Here is a 20,147-nt window from a genome sequence, read left to right as displayed (position 1 = left end):
TTGAACCAAGCCTCTGAGCAGCGCATCGGAATCTATTAATAGAGGGTGGTGTGACGGGAGCTCCCGTTATAGAGCTATGGTATAAGCATGAATCAAAATGCAGTACCTGATAAGGTTAATATGGTGACATATTAACAAACTAGGGTGGCACCGCGATGATAAATCTCGTCCCTAAGACTAAAGTCTTGGGGGTGGGATTTTTTTATTGGTTAAAAATAATTTGGAAAGCGGGGCCGAAAATGAAAAACTTACTTAACGATTGGAAATATCCTTTATTATTACTGTCCGGAGTTGGTATTGCAAATTTAGGGGCATGGATTTACTTAATAGCACTAAACGTACTTGTCTATAATATGGGTGGCTCAGCCCTAGCTGTTGCTACTTTATATGTAATTAAACCATTAGCCGCTTTATTAACAAACGCTTGGTCAGGGAGTATGATTGATCGTTTAAATAAACGAAAATTAATGATTCACCTCGATATATATCGTGCGGTATTTATCGCTATTTTACCTTTACTTCCATCACTTTGGATGGTTTATGTATTCGTATTCTTTATTAGTATGGCTAATGCAATTTACGAGCCAACTGCTATGACATATATGACTAAATTAATTCCAGTTGAGAAAAGACAACGTTTCAACTCATTGCGTAGTTTAATAGGATCTGGTGCATTTTTAATTGGTCCAGCGATAGCGGGAGTATTGTTAATAGCAAGTACACCAGAATTTGCAATATATATAAATGCTATAGCGTTTCTCTTATCAGGAGTAATTACATTGCTATTACCTAATCTTGATAAAAAATCCGATATGCATACATCAAATGACAAGTTATCTTTAGCTGTACTAAAAAAAGATTGGAACATCGTTTTAAATTTTAGTAAAAAATCTTTGTATATCGTTTTTGTGTACTTCTTATTTCAAGGGATGATGGTTTTAGCTACCGCAAATGATTCGCTTGAATTGTCATTTGCTAAAGAAATTCTATTGTTAACAGATAGTGAATATGGATTTTTAGTTAGTGCCGGCGGGGCTGGAATTATTTTAGGAGCTATAACAAATACAATTTTATCTAAAAAATTAGCGCCTTCATTTTTAATTGGAATAGGATCATTATTCATTGCAATTGGTTATTTAATTTATGCTTTTTCAAATGGGTTCGTAATGGCTGCTATCGGATTTCTTATTTTATCTTTCTCTATGGCATATGCAAATACAGGATATTATACCTTTTATCAAAACAATGTTCCCGTTCACATAATGGGACGGATTGGAAGTATATATGGACTAGTAATTGCCGGCATAACCATTTTGATTACGATTCTATTCGGAGTTGCAACTCAATTTATTTCTATACAACTTGTAGTTATTGTAGGATCATTGGTAATGTTACTTATAACTATTATATTGTGTGTATTTACTTTATTACCTTCAAAATCCAAGGTATATCATGCTGAATCATTAGATTCCAAATAATTTTTTCTTCCATTTTTCAATTAGTATACATCACTAGAGGATTCTTCCATCTATATATTGAATAATAATTAGGTGGAAGAATCTCTTCTGTATATGACGGTGACAAGTATGATTAATACAAAGGATGTAGCACAGGAAATTATTATATCTAGATTTAGATTGTTCAATTGATTATATGTCTAAAGCAACGAAGTAGGAGTTAAAAAATTAATAAAAATATAGAGGGAGCTTTTAGATTACATGGATATTAAGATTAGAGCATATAAAAAATCTGATGAAACCGGTTGGGTACGTTGCCGTGTGTTATCTTTTTTAGATACAGCATATTACGATAACGTATTTAGAGAGAAAGAAAAATATGAAAATCCTGCAATTGAATTAGTAGCTGTATACGAAAATCAAATTGTGGGTTTAATAGATATTGAATATGAATTAGAAGAACGTACGGTATGTTCAAGAGGGACAGGTCTTGGCGGCATGATTTGGCATATTGCAGTTCATCCGGATTTCCGTAGAATGAAAATTGGTAATCAACTATTAAATGAGGCAGAAAAGTTAGCGAAAGAATTTAACCTAAATCGCCTGGAAGCATGGACTAGGGACAACCTATGGGTACATGGATGGTATGAAAAGAACGGATTTGTAAACGTAGATTCGTATTTACACGTATATAGCGATCATACAGACGAGATAAAAGGCGTAATGAAAAGTAATATTGATCAGTTATATCCGGTTCAAACATTTGCTCATTATACAGGTGAAAATAAAGAAGACATAAGAAAACAATTTAAACGAGTTCATGATTGTTTTTGTTTTGAAAAACATTTTAGTTGACTAGAAAACCTTTATTTTATAAATAAAGGTACTAAAGACGTACGGGTAAAAAGTACGTCTTTTTATTTTTAAAAATAATGCTTCAGACTGATGGGAAATCAAATTCCACATCATACAATTAAAAGTAGCTATCGTATTTCAATTATGAAATGAAAAGAAGAGAATATAATTTTTAAAGGCAAACAACTATATAGGAGGACTTTAAATGGATATTGTACTTGTTATTCTTATTATTGTTTTGCTGCAAGGGAAAGAGCGAAAAGTCAAAAAAATCGCATTTGGCTTGTTCCAGTTTTGTTGGGCTTTGTAACAATCCAGTCCATTATTCATATGGGACAAATAACTTTGCTGCAAGGACTACTATTTGTTGCAACGCTTGGAATTGGCTTAGGTCTTGGAATTATACGGGGAAAAGTTTTAACATTTCGATTAGATAGTGAAACGGGTCATGTATTACGAAAAGGAAATTGGTTAAGCACAATGATTCTTCTTGTTATTTTAGGTGCGAAAATTGTAATTAAGCAAAGTATGTTTTCAGGTAGTACACATTCCACATTAATGGTTGTAACGAATGCCTTTTTATGTATCACATTAGGTACGGTAATAAGTAGACGATATTATATTTGGAAAAAATATAATGAGTTAATACAAAAAGTGTAAATACATTTATCCCTTGTTTAACAATGCTGTGAACGGTAATACTAAATAACATTGAACTTTTATAACAAGGGATGATCATATGATATTCATTTACACTGATTTCGGCGGAACACATTCAACTGCACTCGCTGCAGCTTATCATTTGAATAAATTGCCAACTGACCGTAAGTTAACGAAAGAAGAAATATTAAATGTAGATTACTTTAATAAATTGAAAACCGAAGATATGGGGAAAATTATTTTTCATGGAATAGATGAAAATGGTAATCCTGTATATACAATTGGGTGCGGGGCATCTAAAGTCGTTGTACCTGCGATGAAGCATTTAGGAGAAATTTTGCAAAAACATTATCAAAGTCATGAAAAGATCGTTTTTTCTAATACATCACCAACTGTACCTTTACCAATGACTTTTGGCGGTCTGTTTTCTAGAAGATTTCATATTGACTTTATTGGTGTACCACTACTCGTATGGGGTGCAAAACTTAGCTGTGATAACATACAAAGACTTGTTAGTTATACGAAAGAAGCAGGTCGCTTGACGAATGATTATGTTGTGATTTTAGATAATGAAACTTTTAAATAATGTATGAGAAAAAGAAAATCGAGCAAATTTCTTGATTTTCTTTTTAATTTGTGAAAAAGACAAGAAATATTCACATTTATCATCTATCTACTATAGCCAAAACAATAAAGTCCTGTTACTATTACAGGGATATTCTCTTTTCATAACATAAATATATAGAAAAATTAGAAAAGAGGAATTGAATTAAGGGAGGAACAACATGAAGCGTGTTGCTTGGATTACTGATAGTACAACTGCGAGTTTTACAACAGAAGGAGATAACTTTGTTATCCCAATTGAAGTTATTATTGATGGTGTGTCGTATAAAGATTGTGAAGAAGGTGTGCGTGAGCGCGTTTATAATGCTTTAAACGAAGGTAAAACTGTCACTACATCACAACCTAACATAGGGGAAATGGTAGAGTTATTTTCGAAATGCAAAGAAGAATATGAAGAGGGATTTGCAGTTGCTATTAGCGGAAAAGTAAGTGGAACCTATCAAAACATGAAGTTAGCTGCAGAAATGGCAGGTTTCCCATTAACGGTATTAGATAGCGAAACAACAAGTTATCCAATGGATGAACTAATTAGAAAAGCGAAATCGTTATACAATGATGGTATGACTTTACAAGATATACACAAAACATTAGTAGATGAAAAAAGAAGACCTTTCCACGTATTCCCGAAAAGTTTAAAGGGTCTTTACGCAAGTGGACGTGTAAAGGGAGTTCAATTTTTACTTGGAAGTTTATTAAGTGTTAACTTAATATTAGAAGTAAAAGGTGGCGAGCTTTTACTTGAAAAGAAAGTTCGCAAAATCCAAAAATGTCGAGAATACATTAAAAATGAACTTGAAAAAGAATTACCAAAAGTACTTCACATGTTCCATGCTAACGATAAACCTGGAGCTGAAGAATGGATTGCAGATATTAGACAAGCATTCCCGGAAATGGATTTCAAACTATATCCATTACCAATTTCATTTGCGGTACATGCAGGTGAAGGTACAATAGCAATTAGTTATTAAGAAGAAAACCCGTGAATGATTCGCGGGTTTTTTATTTAATTAAATTGGAATCGGAGGCATATTACGTCGGCATTAATCAAAAAAGCTCATTTTATCGTTTTGGAGAGCAACCACAATTCCTTGACTTGATTTGAAATTAAAAATATAAACCTTTTCCTACTGGCTGAACAGTTTCTAATACAATATCAACCATTTCTTCATTAAGCAGGGTCCTTATAATCCAAGCTGAGAGTTCTTGAGCAGCGAAACAACCTGCAGCAGTCGATATATTTCCTTCGTTTACGAAACTTTTTTCAATAACCTCTACGCCAAATTCTTTAAGCTGTTCTACTGCGGATGGATATGTAGTTGCTTTTTTGCCAGTGAGCAATTTTTTAGCTCCTAATAGTAGTGAACCAGAACACATAGATCCTATTAATTGTCTTTGAGGATCTACATGAATGCTATTAATATATTCTTGGTTTTTATATAAATCTTGCACACCTTTACCGCTTGCAAATATTACAGCGTCAGCAGAAGGAAGATCAGATATACTTGCTGTCATGGGAATACGTAAGCCAGACATGGATATATGAGTTTTTTCCGTTCCTAAAAGCTGGACATCCCAATCAGAAATACCGCCAACTAAACGTACACGATTTAATAAATCCCATGGTAGGAAAACATCAATATCAGTAAAGTTATCGAAACAGACTATTGCAATTTTCATTTTCTAATCCTCCATTACTGTTATTAACAGTGCCAATTTAATCTTCTAATAAAAAAATGTTTTAACAACTCATTCTAACTCCATATATACGTCCCTTTGTTTACAATATAAACTTCTCCTTTTTATGTTCTATATCAAGTTATAAATCCCTGTATATTACACGTATATGAAGGAGGTGTAGTGATTTTTTAACTTCTCTAAATATAAAAAGATATAAAATTTTTTTCTTGGGTTCTATCAATTTTTTTGTACAAAACCAAAATCTGTAGCAATAACTCGTAAGGTATTGTGGATGAGGATTTTTAATATTCTCAAGGAAATAGGTGTAATTTATCACACATACCAATAGAAATAAAAAAGTCATCCTTTCTTATAAATCCACAGATAGAAACACGTTTTTAGGGGGCATTGTATCATTAGCTTACTAATCTATATATAATATGATTTTTATAATTTCCGTAAAATAATTTTGACGTATTTATTTTTTCAATATAGAATAATATTCATCCATCCAAATTTAACCAATATTATACAAAAGATATATCTTTTTAGTTTTAAGGGAAAGGTTAATATGAAAGTAAAGAAACTAGTTACGCTTGCAGTACCATTTATCCCACTTTAATGGGCAGTAAGACCCCCACCTCAAAATTCAGAGAAAGCAAAGAAGTTAGGCGGGGGATCAACTGCCCATTAAAGTCCGATTGGTTCAACTTTATGTAGTAAAGCTCTATAAAGAGGGAGATGGGACTGTAAATTACATTTGTGAAATTACAAATGTGTCTAGGTCCTCATTATATTAGAAAGCTATCGGAAAGGAACAGTTAATGAGTTATACCCAAAATCAGAAATATATAATAGAAAATAAATTTCATATAGGGGTGGAATTATATGCCTAAAATTGACAATATGCTAGCAATTCTATGGATGCTTCGTTCAGGTAAAAAAATTACTGCGAAACAAATTTCAGAAAAGTTAGAGATAAATATAAGGACTGTGTATCGTTATATTGATACAATTTCAACTAGTGGCGTACCTATAATTTCAGAACCAGGACATAACGGCGGATACACTTTATTGAACAATTTTATTGAGGCTCCTCTTTTTTTTGATTTTGAGGAGCAAACTTCACTATTTCATGCTGCTGTTTTTGCAGAAGAAGCCGGATATTATGGGGGTGAAGCATTAAATAGGGCCATTTCAAAACTAAGTAAATACTCAAATCAAGAGCAGGAAACAAAAATAAACCAACATTTAACTAGTCTTGAAGTAATAAGCCGATTAACTTCACTCTCTATAGAAACTTTTTTGAAGGAGTTGGAGCAGGCTGTAGCTGACGGGTACTCAATAAAAATTCTTTACCATAAAAGTGGCGAAAAGCAATTAAATTATAGATTGGTCAATCCATACAGAATTATCTATTGGAATAATAAGTGGTATGTGATTGGATTGTGTCATCTTAGGAATGATATCCGTAGTTTTAGAGTAGATCGAATTGAAAGTCTAACGCTGACTGAAAATAAGTTTAACCAGCCAGAAAATTTTTCAGCAAGTGACTTTTTTATAAAAAGTCTTCTTCCAACTATAGAAGATAAGGAAAGTATTATTTCTTTGGTTATTAATGGGGATAAAAGTGTATTAGCTGATATTTGCCAACATTGGTTTTTAGGACATTATTTACAAGAACGAACTTCAAATCAAGCAGTTTTTCTTCTTGAAAAAGATATGATACATAAATATGTACCTTATTTACTTTTACCGTACAATAAATCTATTAAAGTTATCGAGCCAATAAGTCTTAAAAATAGACTTATTGAAGTTCTGTCGGAATTAATAAAATTTCATCAAGTATGATAACTTCCCTGACGTTAACTGTCAGGGAAGTTATATTATAATAGCTGTATAAATTGTGATTGGAGTGTTATTGGATGCAAACAAAAAAAGCTTTTCTATATGTATTTAATACAATGTCAGACTGGGAATATGGATATTTAATTGCTGAACTAAACTCAGGAAGATATTTTAAAAAAGATTTAGCACCTTTAAAAGTAATTACAGTAGGAGCTAATAAAGAAATGATTACTACTATGGGAGGACTGAGCATAAAACCAGATATTTCCCTTGATGAATGTACTTTTGAGAGTAAAGATCTTTTAATTTTACCAGGAGGGACTACTTGGAGTGAAGAAATTCATCAACCTATCTTGGAAAGAATCGACCAAGCTTTAAAGCTTGGCACTATTGTTGCTGCAATTTGTGGTGCAACTGATGCCCTCGCGAATATGGGATACTTGGATACTAGAAAACATACAAGTAATAACTTAGAATATACTAAAATGGTATGCCCTAACTATAAAGGAGAAAAGTTCTATGAGTTGGAATCTGCAGTATCTGATGAGAATTTAGTTACTGCGTCAGGAATAGCTCCTCTGGAATTTGCAATGGAGGTACTGAAAAAAATAGATGTATTTACACCAGATGCAATACATTCATGGTATAACCTAAATAAGACTCATAAACCTGAATACTTCTTCCAGTTAATGAATTCAATAAATAAATAAATAAATAAATGAATGAATGAAATAACTAAAAAGCTCAATTTCTCTATTTTGACTTGCAGAGAAGTTGGGCTTTTTAATGCGGAATTCCCTTATCGTTGTAAATCCGCATTTCTCTGACGCTCCCCCTATGTAAGCTTCTACGGTAATCCTACTCCAATTTCAATAAACCAATGCTATACTGTCCGTTTATAGGTACATTTCATTAAGTAGAAAGTAATAAATCTATTGAGGTTTAATAATTTTGATACTCATAATTTGACATGCACAAAACCAAAAATTGCATGTTACATTATTAGGCGCAACAATATAAATAATACCATTTGTTCATTTCATAAATAATGTTAATAAAAAAGGTGAAAGGATTTTTAAAGCTAAAAATAGAAATCTATATAAGAGAATATTTCGATGGTAGGGATATTATGAAAATCGGTAAGTTTGGAGAAGTAAATAACTTAAGTATTGATACAATTAGACATTATATGGATCTTAGTCTCATTATTCCTGAAAAAAAGGGAGGGCACTATTTTTTTGATGAGTATTGTCAAACAGATTTAGAACTCATTTTACATTACAAAGATTTAGGATTTAGTTTGAATGAAATTAAAGAACTATTTTTTTATAAAAATTTAGCGAAATCTATGAATTACGAAAAAGATACCTTTTACCAATCTTTATTTAAACTGAAATTTGACAAGATGGAACAGGAAATAGAACTTTTGAAGAAGAAACGGGACAAATTAAAGGAAGTGTTACATGATTTATTATTAACAAACGAAACTTCTAATTCAATTATAGGGATAGATTTAAGTGTACTACATTTACTTACATGTTCTAAGTGTAGCGAAAAATTAATTCTTCAAGATGGAATTATTACTAACAATCAAATTACTGAGGGGAAGTTAATTTGTGATTGTGGTGAAGAATATATTATTACTTCAGGAATTATAACTGCGGGTAAATTATTTAAAGCAAATGAGCTGACGTCACTTGATGATACTATTTCGGATTATATTCATGAAACGGATACTGCTTTTTTAGAAAATATACAGAAGGGAGGAGAATGGGCGAAAAAGAAACTAATGCAGCTAGATTTAAATAATAAGATACTACTTGATTTAGGATCCGGCCTCGGATTCTTTTTACGGAATAGTTATGAAGAACTACCGGAAGATTGTTTATATATTGCTGTTGATCGAGATTTGAATAAACTTTTATTTTTAAAAGATGTAATTGAAAAAAGAAATCCTAAAAGAAACATTTTATTTATCTGTGCTGATTTTTTAAATATCCCTATTCAAAAAGATTCTGTTGATATTGTAATTGATCAGTCTGGTACAAGTAATTATAGTTTTGAACATGAGGCTTTTTTATTACACGAATTAAATTCGCTTTTTAAACACGATTGTTATTTATTAAGCTCATTTATTTTATTTAATAAATTCAGTATAAATAGCCAAATTACAACTAGATTTCGAGAGAATTTTAAACTTTCAAAAGTAATGAAAGAAATTCATAATCTAAGGTTTCAATCCATTGATGAACGAACGTCAAATTATTTGGAACGGGGCGGAAAATACGAGGATTTCTTTGTTCAAGGAGAAGAAATTTATACATATTCATTTTTCGGAAAAAGATGGGGTTAACCCCATCTTTTATTTATTTTCCCTTCAAACTTTTCAAATCGTACATATTGCGATTGGGTTGACCCGAGAACTTACAATGTACGTAACACAAAATTAGGCAGGGGGAAAAGTTATGGCAAGTTTACGATTACATATGGAAAATAAAAAAAGAAACCTGGAACTAAGAAATGTTTTTTTATATTCAATCGCAAAAACAGTATCACTATTCGGTAGCTCTATTTATAGTTTTGCATTAGGATTGTATGTTTTACAAATAACCGGATCAGCGTTAAATTTCGCGATTACGCTCATATTAGGAACAATTCCAATGATTGTTATGAATCCATTTGCCGGTGTAATTGCTGATAAGGTTGATAAAAAGAAACTCATCGTTTGTATGGATTTACTAAGTGGCTGCTTATTAATAGCTGTATATATATTAAGTAGCCATTATGGATTAAACTTATTTATTATTTATACTACAACCTTTCTTATGACAGTATTTACAACATTTTTTGGAATAGGGTTAGAGGCTGCAAAACCAAATATCGTCTCTAAAGAGAGACTAATGAGTCTTAACTCTATAAGTAAAATTATCGACTCTATATCTTTAATTCTAGGACCTATGTTAGGAGGCATTGTTTTTGCAGTCTTTGATATGAAAACTTTTATAATTATTAATGGTATTTCATTTATCCTTTCGGCTATATCCATATTGTTTATAAACTTTAAATTATGTGAGCAATACATAAATGAGGAATGTTCAATTAGAGAAATTAAATTTATTAAAGATATAAAGGAGGGATACTCTTACTTAATGGAGCGGGAAAGCTTAAAAAATACGTTTTGTATTTTAATTTCACTTAATTTCTTCTTAGGGTTTGCTGTAACTGTTCCATTGCCCTACATTATTAATACAGTTCTCAATCTTAGCTCTAAACAATTTGGTATGATTCAAGGGACTTTTCCAGTAGGGATGATAATTGGTGCAATGGTAGTAAAAAAGATAACTGATCGTTTTTCTTACTCCTATCTTTTGAAAAAGCTAAGTTCTATGTTGTCAGTTATTATGATTATTTCAGGGATTCCAGTTTTATTCAAAAGCTTCGAAGTGAATGATTTTGTATTCGTTATTACGTATTGCGTTATTATGTTCTTTTTAGGGCTAATGATAGCATTAATTGATATCCCTTTAATTTATTTTATGCAAAGAGAGATTCCAGATGAATATAGGGGCAGAGTGCTTAGTATTGGATTAAGCATAGGTAAAATGATGCAGCCGATAGCACTGGCATTATCAGGTCTATTATTAAATCATATTCCAGCCTACACGCTTCCAATTGGAGGAGGGATCGTATTTCTTATTTTGAATCAGGCTTACTCAAATAAATTGAATTTAGAAATTCATTCAAAAGGGTATAGTGTTGAACGTAATTAAATAATATCGAAAAAGCGCAGGATGATAATCCTGCGCTTGTCTATCGTAATTCAGCTGTTTTTCTAATAACAATCTTATCAATATCATCTTCTTCATCACCAATAAATAACCCGCGTTCTTTTAAATACGCTTCAAAATATAAATCTGCTTCTGCACGTTCATCATATGGTTTTACAGATAGAACGAAACCTAATTTGTTTTGTTCCTCTAGATGAGAAGTGGAAATGTATGCCGGTACATTGTGGCGTAAAAAGAGTTCTTTAACCGGAATAATCATATCTTTCATTAATTTCGTTAACATACCCATTTCAAACTCGAAATTAAAGCGATCTATACTACATAAATCGGCGAATACTACACCGATAAAACCTGTATTAAATACTTCTTGATATTCTACGTCTTCGTCATGATTACCGTAAAAATTCTTTTCGATTAAATAATTTACAAAATAAGCAACACCGTCACTTTGTTCAAATGGTTTCGTTGAAAGAACAAAGCCGATTTTCTTTTGTTTATGTAAATATACACATGACATATATGCTGAAATATTATGTTCTTTAAATAAAGAACTTGTTGCTCCAGAGAGACCATCTAATACGTGATGAACAATTTGAAGTTTTTTACGAGCGAAATAATAGGATTTCTTTTGTAACTCCAATGTATCAATAAAGACAGAGCCGATAAAGCCTGTATTTGAAATAATAGGTGTTTGCTTTTTTCTTCCTCTGCGCTTTGCTTGAGCCATTGTAAAAATCATCCCTTCATGTACAAGTAAGTTTAAAAAGAACGTTTGTTCGTATGTTTATATTTTACTATTAAAACGCTCTAAAGTAAAGGGTTTTTGAAGAAAAAAACAACAAAAAAGACACCTGCAAAAGGTGCCTTAAACGCTGTAGGGAAGAGGGTTCATCCATACAATTTATATTATGACACAGAAACAATCTCTTCTGTATCTTCTACATCTAAATGACAGTCCATAGTACGAACATCTTGATCTTCATGACTTCCGAAATAAATAGTAATTTTCATATGTATCGCTCCTTTATTCTAGGAATACCTAAAATAATTACTAGTAATGTTAATATTTATTATATACCACTTTTTTCATTCCGACAACTTTATATCGTTTTTTATTCTTTTAGGGCGCAAAGAGTGATGTAAAGAGATATTTTTATAGAAATAGGTACATTTCTTATATGTTATATTTAATACTGAAGTATTCGATTACAAATATTATGAAAGGAGAAAAATGAATGAATTTTAAACAGTTACTAATAGATAATTTTACATATAAAACTTCATATATTGCACGGCAGGCACAGGGAATGAATGTAAAAGAAACGAAGGATTACATTGCTGTCGACTGTGGTTTACCTGCAGATACATTTAATATCATTACTTTACTAAACAATAATGTAACGGAAGATATCGAGAAATTATATAAGGAGGTAGCATACTATAATCAAAAGAAATATCCAATGAGTGTTTGGTTTTGGGACGAGAAGCTAGAGGATACTATAAAGAATGAATTATAATAAAGCTTGGATTAAAAGAAACAGAACAAAATATCGCGATGGTAGCAAACTTACATACAATACATCCAACAACAAACTTGCCAGAAGGTTTTACGATACAAAAAGCATCTTCATCAGAACAAATTAAAAAGTTTGGAAAAGCGTTAGCTAGTCTATTTGGTACATCAGAGGAAGGTATATATGTACAAGCATTCTACAATCAAACTACTTCTTTCCATTTATGGAATAGTGAAAATATGAAACTGTACTTAGGGTTTTATAAAAATGAAGTCGTATCGGTTGGTTCATTAGTGTGTACAAAAGATAGTATTGGTATTTATGATATAGCAACGAAAGAAGAAATGAGAGGAAAAGGATTTGGTTCTACTATGTTTCATTACTTGCTGCAAGAAGCAAAGGAATTAAACGTTGCTCAATGCGTATTACAAGCTTCACCTGATGGGATTAATATTTATAAAAAGGCTGGTTTTCAATCTGTTGGACAAATGACTGTATTTGAAAATCGACATTTATTTGAATAAATTATCCAAGCCAAATTGCTTTCATGTAGGAGTTAATACATCATTATGAAAAAGATATATATCGTTACAATACTTTGCATCTTTATAGTAATAGGTACTTTTGTTTTTCATAAAGTAAATGAACGTAAGTACACAAAAGCTATTAATCAATCGAATCATATAAAAAACATTGCACATAGAGGGGCTTCGGCGTATGCACCGGAACATACAATTGCTGCGTATAAATTGGGACAACAATTAAAAGGCGATTATATAGAAATAGATCTCCAAATGACAAAAGACGGATATTTAGTAGCTATGCATGATGAAACATTAAATCGTACTACAAATGGTACAGGACTAGTCAAGGAACATACATTAGAAGAAATAAAGCAACTAAATGCAGGCTCTACTTACAATAAAAAGTATCCAAATTTAGCAAAGAAAGAATATGAAAATGCTAAAGTTCCAACACTCGAAGAAGTAATTGAAGTGTTTGGGCATGACGCGAACTATTATATTGAAACCAAATCACCTGATGAATATCCAGGAATGGAAGAAAAGTTATTAGAAATTATTAATCACTATGAAATACAGGATAAAGTTATTATTCAATCATTTAGTGAAGAAAGTCTGCAAAAAATTCATAATTTAAATGTTAATATACCCCTGGTGCAATTATTATCCTATAAGAAGGCAGTTCAATTAACTGAATTAGAGATAAAAAAGTATAAAACATATTGCATTGGTCTTGGAATGAACTATAAATATATTGATTCAGCTTACGTAAAGAAAATAAAGAAACAAGGATTAGAAGTTCATCCATTTACTGTAGATAATGAAGCAGACATGAAAAAGTTACTATTATGGGGAGTTGACGGGATGTTTACGAATTATCCGGATCGTTTACATTCATTATTAAAGTTTTAATTAAAAGAAACTGTTTTTAACGTAATAGTTTATATAGGTTTTCGAGTAATATATAATTAAATTAATCTAGTTAAACTAAAAAGGAGTGTAAGTAGGATGAATATATTAGCTGTTGTCCCACGCCTCTATGTTTCAGACTTACAAACTCATCTAGAATTTTACAAAATACTATTAAAGCAAGAAAAACCACACGAATTTCAAATGAACGGAACGCCTGTGATTAGATTTACAAATTTACTTTTAATTGAAGAATTAAAAGAAACAATTAAGAATCATGTTGCTGCAACGATTGTAATTGATGATCTCAACGAAGTAAAAGAACTAATCTTAAACTATAACGGTGTAATGATTACTGAACCAATACAAGTACCCACAGGTATGAAAATGATAATTCGTCATCCAGATGGTAATATCATTGAATACATAGAGCCGACATTGAAATGAAATATGAAAAAGACGTGAAGAAGAATCCAATAAGCATATTGGATTCTTTTTTTGCTAGTTTTACGAACCGAACGCGAAAGAATACGACATTGGGTATTATTTTTCATAAGTTTAGTCAGAAAGTAACGAAAATGTAATGAATTTTAACTACGCTTTTTATATTTTTTTGATACACTGGCTACGAGAGGAATACCGATCAATGTAGGTAAAAACCAAAACCATATAGGTGGTAGTAAATTAATTAAGGGGATATGAATACCGACGTTTACTAAAAGTGCGGTTACCGCACCTATATAAGAACCTAACATACCTCTAATATGGTGGTGGATCCAATTTTTCCAGCGTTTTTTTCGTGCAAGGTAGCCATAAATGGCAAAAGCATAAGAGGAAATTGCTACATAAAATAAATATGCGATTTTATCCCAGTTTATAATGGATAATATAATTGCAGTAAGGGTAATGACAACATAGGATGCATGATATATTTCGCCCCATTCCGTATGTTTCCCTTTCTTCTTTTGAGCAACCATCGCCACAATACCGGTAATTAAACATATTGTTCCAAATAAAATGTGGATGGTTAAAAGAACATTGAAAATGCTCATAATAATTCCTCCTTTTTTATTTTTATAGTATTGCAGTATAGGAGAAAAGTTGAAACATATCTTTTATTCGTCTTAATATATTGAAATAAAGGTACTCTTAGAAAAAATTTTCTTGAATTTAGTGAGTCACGTATTACGTGAAATGAAGGAGAGACTTCCATGTTTACATCTATTACATATTTACAATCAGGGAATGACAAGCAACAAAAGGTTTATGATGTTTTGAATAAACTAAACATCATGGAGGATTTAGCTTTGTATAGTCCCGTTCTTTGCGGGACTATACCTATAAGAATTGATACGCTTCAATCTGACTTAGATATAGTAATGGAAGTACATAACTTTGATGTTTTTGAACAAGAAATGAGATCTTTATATGGTTCTTATGAAGGATTCAAAATAAAAAAGAAAAAAATTAAAAATATCGAATCAATAAAGATGAATTTTAAATTTGAAGGTTTTGATTTTGAATTATTTGCCCAACCTAAGCCAGTGCGTAATCAAAATGCGTATAGACATATGATAGTAGAACACATGTTATTAATGCAGCATCCACATATAAGAGAAGAAATTATTCGCTTAAAAGAGAACGGTTTAAAAACAGAACCTGCTTTTGCTCAAGTATTAAATATTGACGGAGATCCTTATGACGAACTTATTTTATTGGGACAGGAAATGAGATTGTGGTAATGTATAGTGATAATAAATTTATTGAATTTTGATTAAAAAAGATAAGAGCCTTACTACATTCTATATGCAGCAAGGCTCTTTAAAGTTGTTTCAAATTATATCTATCTGCTTATGTAATGCTTAAAAAATGAATAATAAAGTTGTTTACTTCTTATTAAACTAACGCCCCCGTTAGTTTAAGTGTAACTCTTCACAATTATTTGATATTATATAGATAAATAGAAATATAAATCAGAATTTAGTTTATAGTTATAAAAATAAGTTATTTATACCCTTATAATTCTTCAGAAAGGAGAGTGTATGAAAAAGACTCTTGTTTTTGTATTAACGATATTTATATTATTCTCAGGATTCGCAACACAAAGTTATGCGTTGTCAGATTCGAAATCTGTGGCAATACAAGCATTGCTAGATGATGCCTGTCGTACGTCAGGTGTGCCTGGAATGTCACTCTCAATACTTGCTGATGGTGAAGTGTTCTACTTTTCTTCTGGGTATGCAGATCTTGAAAAGGGACTGTCTGCAAGTGAAAATACACTCTATGAGTTGGCCTCGGTGAGTAAAGCTTTTACTGGTATGGGGATTTTGCTATTGGAAGAGCAAGGGCTGCTATCAATGACTGACCCTATCCAAAAATATTTACCTTGGTTTACGTTAAAGTATCAAGGTAAACCTGTTGATATGCAAAACCTTACACTAAATAACTTTCTTCACCATACCAGCGGCCTAACAAATATTAGACATACTCAAAATATTCCACAAGGTAATACGCCTGATATGTTGCAAAAGACTGTGGAAACGCTGGTAGATGCAGAATTGGCGTTCTCTCCCGGTGAACAATATAACTATGGAACCGTTAATTATGACGTATTGGGTTTGGTTATTGAGATTGTATCACGACAAAGCTATGAAGACTTTATGAAGGAACAGGTATTTCTACCCTTAGGTCTTCACCAGACGTATGTTTATAAAGAAGATGCTCAAGCCACTGGACAGTTAGCACAGGGCTACCGTTCTTCCTTTTTTATAACAACTCCATTTAACGCTCCGGATTATGCTGGGAATAAACCTGCCGGCTATATCATTTCTAATACAAAAGATATGGCGCGTTGGATGGGCATACAGATGGGTATCGTGCAGGACATACCCGAAATATTTCACAGGGCCATCGAAAAATCCCATAGGGGTGATATGTCTGTTTCGGCTGTCAATGATATGTATTATGCGGCAGGTTGGTCGGTAAACGCCGAACAAACGTTTATAGAACACACTGGGGGTAATCCAAATTTTAGTACCGAAGTAGCCATACTGCCAAATGAAAGAACAGCCATCTGCTTACTGAGCAACGGCGCAAATACCAATATAAACCTGGTACTAAAAGTTAAAAATATATTAAACGGCAATCTAGCTCAGTCATATGAGATAAGCGGCACACAGCTTTTGGACATCATTTTGTCGTCTACCACAATTACTCTTTGTCTATTAGCCGTTCTGTTATTTTTCTTAGGATTAAGAAAAAGGAAAACGAATGAGCAGCAGCCGATGACAAAAAAGAGAACAATCGTAACAATTATTTTCCTAATCGCTACGATTGCCCAGTGTATAATGTTTTTTGCCTTCGATTGGTCAACGATACTTATTTGGCAAACATATAGTGTTCTTACAGCTTTAATTTCGTCAACATTATTAACAGCAAGCATTACTTGGTTTGTATATACTCACCGATTAGATGCCTCGGTCCGAAAATAAGTATAATATTAAGTAAATAAATCCTAATTTATCGATATTCTTAATTTAAAAAACAGAAGACACCTCGGTGTCTTCTTTAATGTCATCGACACTTCTCCTAGTTAAACCCACTTGCTATTTCTTTCACTAACCTGCCTCGTTAGTAGAAGAAGGATTTTTAAACAACTTTATTATTTTTTAAATGACTTTATTGTAAATTAAACAACTTTATTATCTCTGTACAGGTAAATAAGATATACAAAAACTCCTCCATAGAAAAAGAGGAGTTTTTGTTATGCCATTAGCTTACGAATTAATTCACTTAACAATTTAATGCCGTTAGTCATTTGCTCTGGAGAAGCATATCCATATGATAAACGAATGTATCGATCGGATTCTTCTTCATAAATACGTCCTGGGTTTAAAAGAACTCCTTTTGATAGTGCCTCTGAAAATAATTTCTTCATCGGAATGCTAGGTACTACCTTTAGCCATATAAAAAATCCACCACTAGGAATATCCCACGTTGCAACATCTGCACAATACTCATTTAAAGCCCGTATCATGATTTGTCTTCGTTCTTTTAGTTGAATTCTTACGTTTGCAACATGTTCCTCATAAAAACCTTTATTTATCCATTCAGCAGCAACTCTTTGAGATAATGAACTCGATCCATAGTCTGTTTGCATTTTTATATCTGACAATCTATCAATAACTGGTTGCGGTCCAATAATCCATCCAATTCTAAGTCCTGGGCTAAGTGTTTTAGATAGGCTACTAATATATAATACATGTCCATGTTTATCTATCGACTTTAAAGGGACTGGAGGTGGTTCATCAATCCATAACTCGCGGTAAATATCATCTTCAATAATAGGTAACTGTTCCTTTTCACATATTTTTATTATTTCTTTTCTTCGTTCTTTAGACATTAATATCCCTGTTGGGTTTTGAAAACTAGGGATAGAATATAAAATGTTTTTCTTTTTACTATATTTAATGCGTTTTAATAATTCGTTAGGTAAAACACCGTGATGATCCATAGCTATACCAGATAAATTTATATTTGCTGATTGAAATACATGAAGCGAATATAAGTAAGAAGGTTGTTCAAGTAAAACGGTGGACTCTCTATGTAAAAGACCAATTGATATTAATTGCAATGCTTGTAATGCACCCGAGACGATTAATATGGAACTCGGTGACGTATGTATTCCGAATGATTTTACGTTTTTACTTATTGCTTCACGTAACGGATAAAACCCTTTTTGTTCCTCATATCCAAAATAATCTAATTCCTCACTTACTTTTTTCATAATGGACTGCATCGTTTCTAACGGAAAAAGATGAGGAGCAAGTTCGCCTTTACTAAGATGGATAAGTTTGTTATTTGCTTCTGCCTCATTTATTTCTCGTACCATTAACTTGCTTGGTTTATGAATACCGGCCTTTACATATTCACTCCAATCAGGTGGTGGATTCGTTGCTAATAATGACCATGTATTATTCGTTACAATTGTTCCTGCTCCAATTTTCCCTTGAATCAATCCATCAGCCATAAGTTCATCTAGTGCAGTTATTACAGTGCTACGATTTACTTGAAATGATTTTGCTAACTGCCTTTGACTAGGGATCTTACTTCCAATTGGCCATTCTCCATTTTCAATTTTTTCTTTCATATAATCTACTATCTGCCGATACTTAGGCAGTTTTTTACTAGTTGTCATCAAAAAACTCCTTCGTTCACTTGAAAAATACCAAGTGGTTGGTTTTTACGATAAAAAACTGGTTGAAGACATTGTATCAACTATTAAATATGATGAAAAGAAATAATTGGTAATTTAAAAATGGTTGGTTTATTAGGGAGGGAGAAACAACATGCATAATAAAAAATGGGATTTACGCATTATATGTGCTCATGCTTTTACGATTCTTATATGGGGATCTGCTTTTCCGGCAATTCGCATGGGGCTTGAATCTTATACACCTGAGCATCTAACTTTACTACGTTTATTAATTGCTTCATTTATACTTCTTTTGTTTTCCTTTATATATAAGTTACGGCTACCGGATTTAAAGGATATCCCAGCAATTTTTATATTTGGTGCTTTAGGATTTACTTTTTATCACATCGCATTAAACTACGGCGAAAAAACAGTAAATGCTGGGTCTGCAAGCTTAATTGTTTCCGTCACACCTATAGTAACGGCAATTCTTGCTTCTATTTTTTTGAACGAAAAAATGAAATTAAACGGTTGGATCGGTGGTGTAATTAGTTTTATAGGAATTGCTCTCATATCATTTAGCCAAGGAGATGCTATTCAATTAAATAGTGGGGGATTTTTTATACTATTAGCAGCAATTTCAGAAAGCTTATATTTTGTTTTCCAAACTTCTTACTTAAAAAAGTACGGCTTCTTACCATTTACGATATATACAATTCTATCTAGTACGGTATGTATGCTTATTTTCTTACCTGGAATGTATACAGAAATACTAGCAGCTCCTCTTGAAGTGAATATGAGTGTTATATATTTAGGTTTATTTCCAACAGTACTCCCATATATCGCATTGGCTTATATCATATCTCATTCTGGTGCTTCTGAAGCAACAAGTTCTCTATATTTAACGCCAATAACTGCATGTTTCGTTGCTTGGATATGGTTAGGAGAAGTACCGACTTTTGTTTCAATAATTGGTGGGGGGATTACTATACTTGGAATTTTGATTGTTCATATACCAGTATTAGGAAAAGAAAAACATAGGAATTTAGCAAATGATCAATCCGTATAATGTAATTCAATCATAATTTTATGATACTTTT

17 protein-coding genes, 3 pseudogenes and 1 other annotated feature (1 of these 21 running past the window's edge) are annotated in these 20,147 nt (G+C 32.0%); of the genes and pseudogenes, 16 read left to right on the top strand and 4 right to left on the bottom strand.

The window, feature by feature from the left end:
- Positions 1-176 (top strand) — a binding site (T-box leader) (it extends 83 nt beyond the left edge of the window).
- A 63-nt stretch (positions 177-239) separates the two neighbouring features.
- The 5 genes and pseudogenes from MR079_RS04120 to MR079_RS04100 all read left to right on the top strand — a co-directional run bounded on the left by MR079_RS04120 (position 240) and on the right by MR079_RS04100 (position 4,564).
- Positions 240-1,478, top strand: coding sequence for an MFS transporter (locus MR079_RS04120; RefSeq protein WP_242293578.1), 1,239 nt, complete (start codon positions 240-242; stop codon positions 1,476-1,478).
- A 240-nt stretch (positions 1,479-1,718) separates the two neighbouring features.
- Complete coding sequence (locus MR079_RS04115) at positions 1,719-2,312, top strand: GNAT family N-acetyltransferase (RefSeq protein WP_242293577.1); 594 nt, start codon at positions 1,719-1,721, stop codon at positions 2,310-2,312.
- A 205-nt stretch (positions 2,313-2,517) separates the two neighbouring features.
- Positions 2,518-2,972 (top strand): annotated as a pseudogene (locus tag MR079_RS04110) (CcdC protein domain-containing protein).
- Positions 2,973-3,051: 79 nt separating this feature from the next.
- Complete coding sequence (locus MR079_RS04105) at positions 3,052-3,558, top strand: DUF3189 family protein (protein WP_016717602.1); 507 nt, start codon at positions 3,052-3,054, stop codon at positions 3,556-3,558.
- A gap of 199 nt (positions 3,559-3,757) precedes the next feature.
- Positions 3,758-4,564 (top strand): DegV family protein, encoded by an 807-nt coding sequence (locus MR079_RS04100; RefSeq protein WP_000831949.1) that lies wholly within the window; start codon positions 3,758-3,760, stop codon positions 4,562-4,564.
- A gap of 136 nt (positions 4,565-4,700) precedes the next feature.
- Here the strand turns inward: MR079_RS04100 and MR079_RS04095 are convergent, their stop codons facing one another.
- Positions 4,701-5,273 carry a DJ-1/PfpI family protein gene (locus tag MR079_RS04095; protein WP_242293576.1) on the bottom strand — a complete coding sequence of 191 codons (573 nt, stop codon included), beginning with the start codon at positions 5,271-5,273 and terminating at the stop codon, positions 4,701-4,703.
- Between the two features lie 713 nt (positions 5,274-5,986).
- Between MR079_RS04095 and MR079_RS04090 the strand changes: the two are divergent.
- The 5 genes and pseudogenes from MR079_RS04090 to MR079_RS04070 form a co-directional block, all read left to right on the top strand.
- Positions 5,987-6,098: pseudogene (locus MR079_RS04090) on the top strand (helix-turn-helix domain-containing protein); the annotation flags it as partial.
- 63 nt (positions 6,099-6,161) lie between these two features.
- The gene (locus MR079_RS04085; protein WP_242293575.1) at positions 6,162-7,124 is read left to right on the top strand and encodes a helix-turn-helix transcriptional regulator; all 963 of its coding nucleotides are present in this window, start codon (positions 6,162-6,164) and stop codon (positions 7,122-7,124) included.
- A gap of 74 nt (positions 7,125-7,198) precedes the next feature.
- The gene (locus MR079_RS04080; protein ID WP_242293574.1) at positions 7,199-7,831 is read left to right on the top strand and encodes a type 1 glutamine amidotransferase family protein; all 633 of its coding nucleotides are present in this window, start codon (positions 7,199-7,201) and stop codon (positions 7,829-7,831) included.
- Positions 7,832-8,250: 419 nt separating this feature from the next.
- The gene (locus tag MR079_RS04075) at positions 8,251-9,474 is read left to right on the top strand and encodes a methyltransferase domain-containing protein (protein ID WP_242293573.1); all 1,224 of its coding nucleotides are present in this window, start codon (positions 8,251-8,253) and stop codon (positions 9,472-9,474) included.
- A 112-nt stretch (positions 9,475-9,586) separates the two neighbouring features.
- Positions 9,587-10,891, top strand: coding sequence for an MFS transporter (locus tag MR079_RS04070; RefSeq protein ID WP_242293572.1), 1,305 nt, complete (start codon positions 9,587-9,589; stop codon positions 10,889-10,891).
- Positions 10,892-10,931: 40 nt separating this feature from the next.
- Here the strand turns inward: MR079_RS04070 and MR079_RS04065 are convergent, their stop codons facing one another.
- Positions 10,932-11,648, bottom strand: coding sequence for a hypothetical protein (locus MR079_RS04065; RefSeq protein WP_002021581.1), 717 nt, complete (start codon positions 11,646-11,648; stop codon positions 10,932-10,934).
- A 496-nt stretch (positions 11,649-12,144) separates the two neighbouring features.
- Between MR079_RS04065 and MR079_RS04060 the strand changes: the two are divergent.
- The 3 genes and pseudogenes from MR079_RS04060 (at position 12,145) to MR079_RS04050 (ending at position 14,300) form a co-directional block, all read left to right on the top strand.
- Positions 12,145-12,947, top strand: a pseudogene (locus tag MR079_RS04060) (GNAT family N-acetyltransferase).
- A 45-nt stretch (positions 12,948-12,992) separates the two neighbouring features.
- Positions 12,993-13,856 (top strand): glycerophosphodiester phosphodiesterase, encoded by an 864-nt coding sequence (locus tag MR079_RS04055; RefSeq protein ID WP_242293571.1) that lies wholly within the window; start codon positions 12,993-12,995, stop codon positions 13,854-13,856.
- 96 nt (positions 13,857-13,952) lie between these two features.
- Complete coding sequence (locus MR079_RS04050; RefSeq protein WP_242268548.1) at positions 13,953-14,300, top strand: VOC family protein; 348 nt, start codon at positions 13,953-13,955, stop codon at positions 14,298-14,300.
- 143 nt (positions 14,301-14,443) lie between these two features.
- Here the strand turns inward: MR079_RS04050 and MR079_RS04045 are convergent, their stop codons facing one another.
- A complete protein-coding gene (locus MR079_RS04045; protein ID WP_242293570.1) occupies positions 14,444-14,905 on the bottom strand; it encodes a DUF2306 domain-containing protein in 462 nt (153 codons plus the stop codon).
- 159 nt (positions 14,906-15,064) lie between these two features.
- Between MR079_RS04045 and MR079_RS04040 the strand changes: the two genes are divergently transcribed.
- The gene (locus MR079_RS04040) at positions 15,065-15,595 is read left to right on the top strand and encodes a DUF4269 domain-containing protein (RefSeq protein WP_242293569.1); all 531 of its coding nucleotides are present in this window, start codon (positions 15,065-15,067) and stop codon (positions 15,593-15,595) included.
- A gap of 300 nt (positions 15,596-15,895) precedes the next feature.
- On the top strand, positions 15,896-17,344 hold the full coding sequence (locus MR079_RS04035) for a serine hydrolase domain-containing protein (protein ID WP_242293568.1): 1,449 nt from the start codon (positions 15,896-15,898) through the stop codon (positions 17,342-17,344).
- 272 nt (positions 17,345-17,616) lie between these two features.
- On the opposite strand, the gene norG is transcribed toward MR079_RS04035, so the two are convergent.
- Complete coding sequence (gene norG, locus MR079_RS04030; protein WP_455551095.1) at positions 17,617-19,053, bottom strand: efflux pump transcription regulator NorG; 1,437 nt, start codon at positions 19,051-19,053, stop codon at positions 17,617-17,619.
- A 148-nt stretch (positions 19,054-19,201) separates the two neighbouring features.
- Here norG and MR079_RS04025 point away from each other — a divergent pair, with 148 nt between their 5' ends.
- The gene (locus tag MR079_RS04025) at positions 19,202-20,116 is read left to right on the top strand and encodes a DMT family transporter (protein WP_242293567.1); all 915 of its coding nucleotides are present in this window, start codon (positions 19,202-19,204) and stop codon (positions 20,114-20,116) included.
- Positions 20,117-20,147 lie beyond the last annotated feature (31 nt).

This window comes from Bacillus cereus group sp. BfR-BA-01381 (assembly GCF_022663555.1).
GTDB lineage: Bacteria > Bacillota > Bacilli > Bacillales > Bacillaceae_G > Bacillus_A > Bacillus_A pacificus.
This window is presented reverse-complemented; position numbering and strand designations above follow the sequence as displayed.

What these genes read in the sequence shown, in the direction of transcription:
- MR079_RS04120 (WP_242293578.1), top strand. Translation starts at nt 240, where the DNA reads ATGAAAAACTTACTTAACGATTGGAAATATCCTTTATTATTACTGTCC.
- MR079_RS04115 (WP_242293577.1), top strand. Translation starts at nt 1,719, where the DNA reads ATGGATATTAAGATTAGAGCATATAAAAAATCTGATGAAACCGGTTGG.
- MR079_RS04105 (WP_016717602.1), top strand. Translation starts at nt 3,052, where the DNA reads ATGATATTCATTTACACTGATTTCGGCGGAACACATTCAACTGCACTC.
- MR079_RS04100 (WP_000831949.1), top strand. Translation starts at nt 3,758, where the DNA reads ATGAAGCGTGTTGCTTGGATTACTGATAGTACAACTGCGAGTTTTACA.
- MR079_RS04095 (WP_242293576.1), bottom strand. Translation starts at nt 5,273, where the DNA reads ATGAAAATTGCAATAGTCTGTTTCGATAACTTTACTGATATTGATGTT.
- MR079_RS04085 (WP_242293575.1), top strand. Translation starts at nt 6,162, where the DNA reads ATGCCTAAAATTGACAATATGCTAGCAATTCTATGGATGCTTCGTTCA.
- MR079_RS04080 (WP_242293574.1), top strand. Translation starts at nt 7,199, where the DNA reads ATGCAAACAAAAAAAGCTTTTCTATATGTATTTAATACAATGTCAGAC.
- MR079_RS04075 (WP_242293573.1), top strand. Translation starts at nt 8,251, where the DNA reads ATGAAAATCGGTAAGTTTGGAGAAGTAAATAACTTAAGTATTGATACA.
- MR079_RS04070 (WP_242293572.1), top strand. Translation starts at nt 9,587, where the DNA reads ATGGCAAGTTTACGATTACATATGGAAAATAAAAAAAGAAACCTGGAA.
- MR079_RS04065 (WP_002021581.1), bottom strand. Translation starts at nt 11,648, where the DNA reads ATGATTTTTACAATGGCTCAAGCAAAGCGCAGAGGAAGAAAAAAGCAA.
- MR079_RS04055 (WP_242293571.1), top strand. Translation starts at nt 12,993, where the DNA reads ATGAAAAAGATATATATCGTTACAATACTTTGCATCTTTATAGTAATA.
- MR079_RS04050 (WP_242268548.1), top strand. Translation starts at nt 13,953, where the DNA reads ATGAATATATTAGCTGTTGTCCCACGCCTCTATGTTTCAGACTTACAA.
- MR079_RS04045 (WP_242293570.1), bottom strand. Translation starts at nt 14,905, where the DNA reads ATGAGCATTTTCAATGTTCTTTTAACCATCCACATTTTATTTGGAACA.
- MR079_RS04040 (WP_242293569.1), top strand. Translation starts at nt 15,065, where the DNA reads ATGTTTACATCTATTACATATTTACAATCAGGGAATGACAAGCAACAA.
- MR079_RS04035 (WP_242293568.1), top strand. Translation starts at nt 15,896, where the DNA reads ATGAAAAAGACTCTTGTTTTTGTATTAACGATATTTATATTATTCTCA.
- MR079_RS04025 (WP_242293567.1), top strand. Translation starts at nt 19,202, where the DNA reads ATGCATAATAAAAAATGGGATTTACGCATTATATGTGCTCATGCTTTT.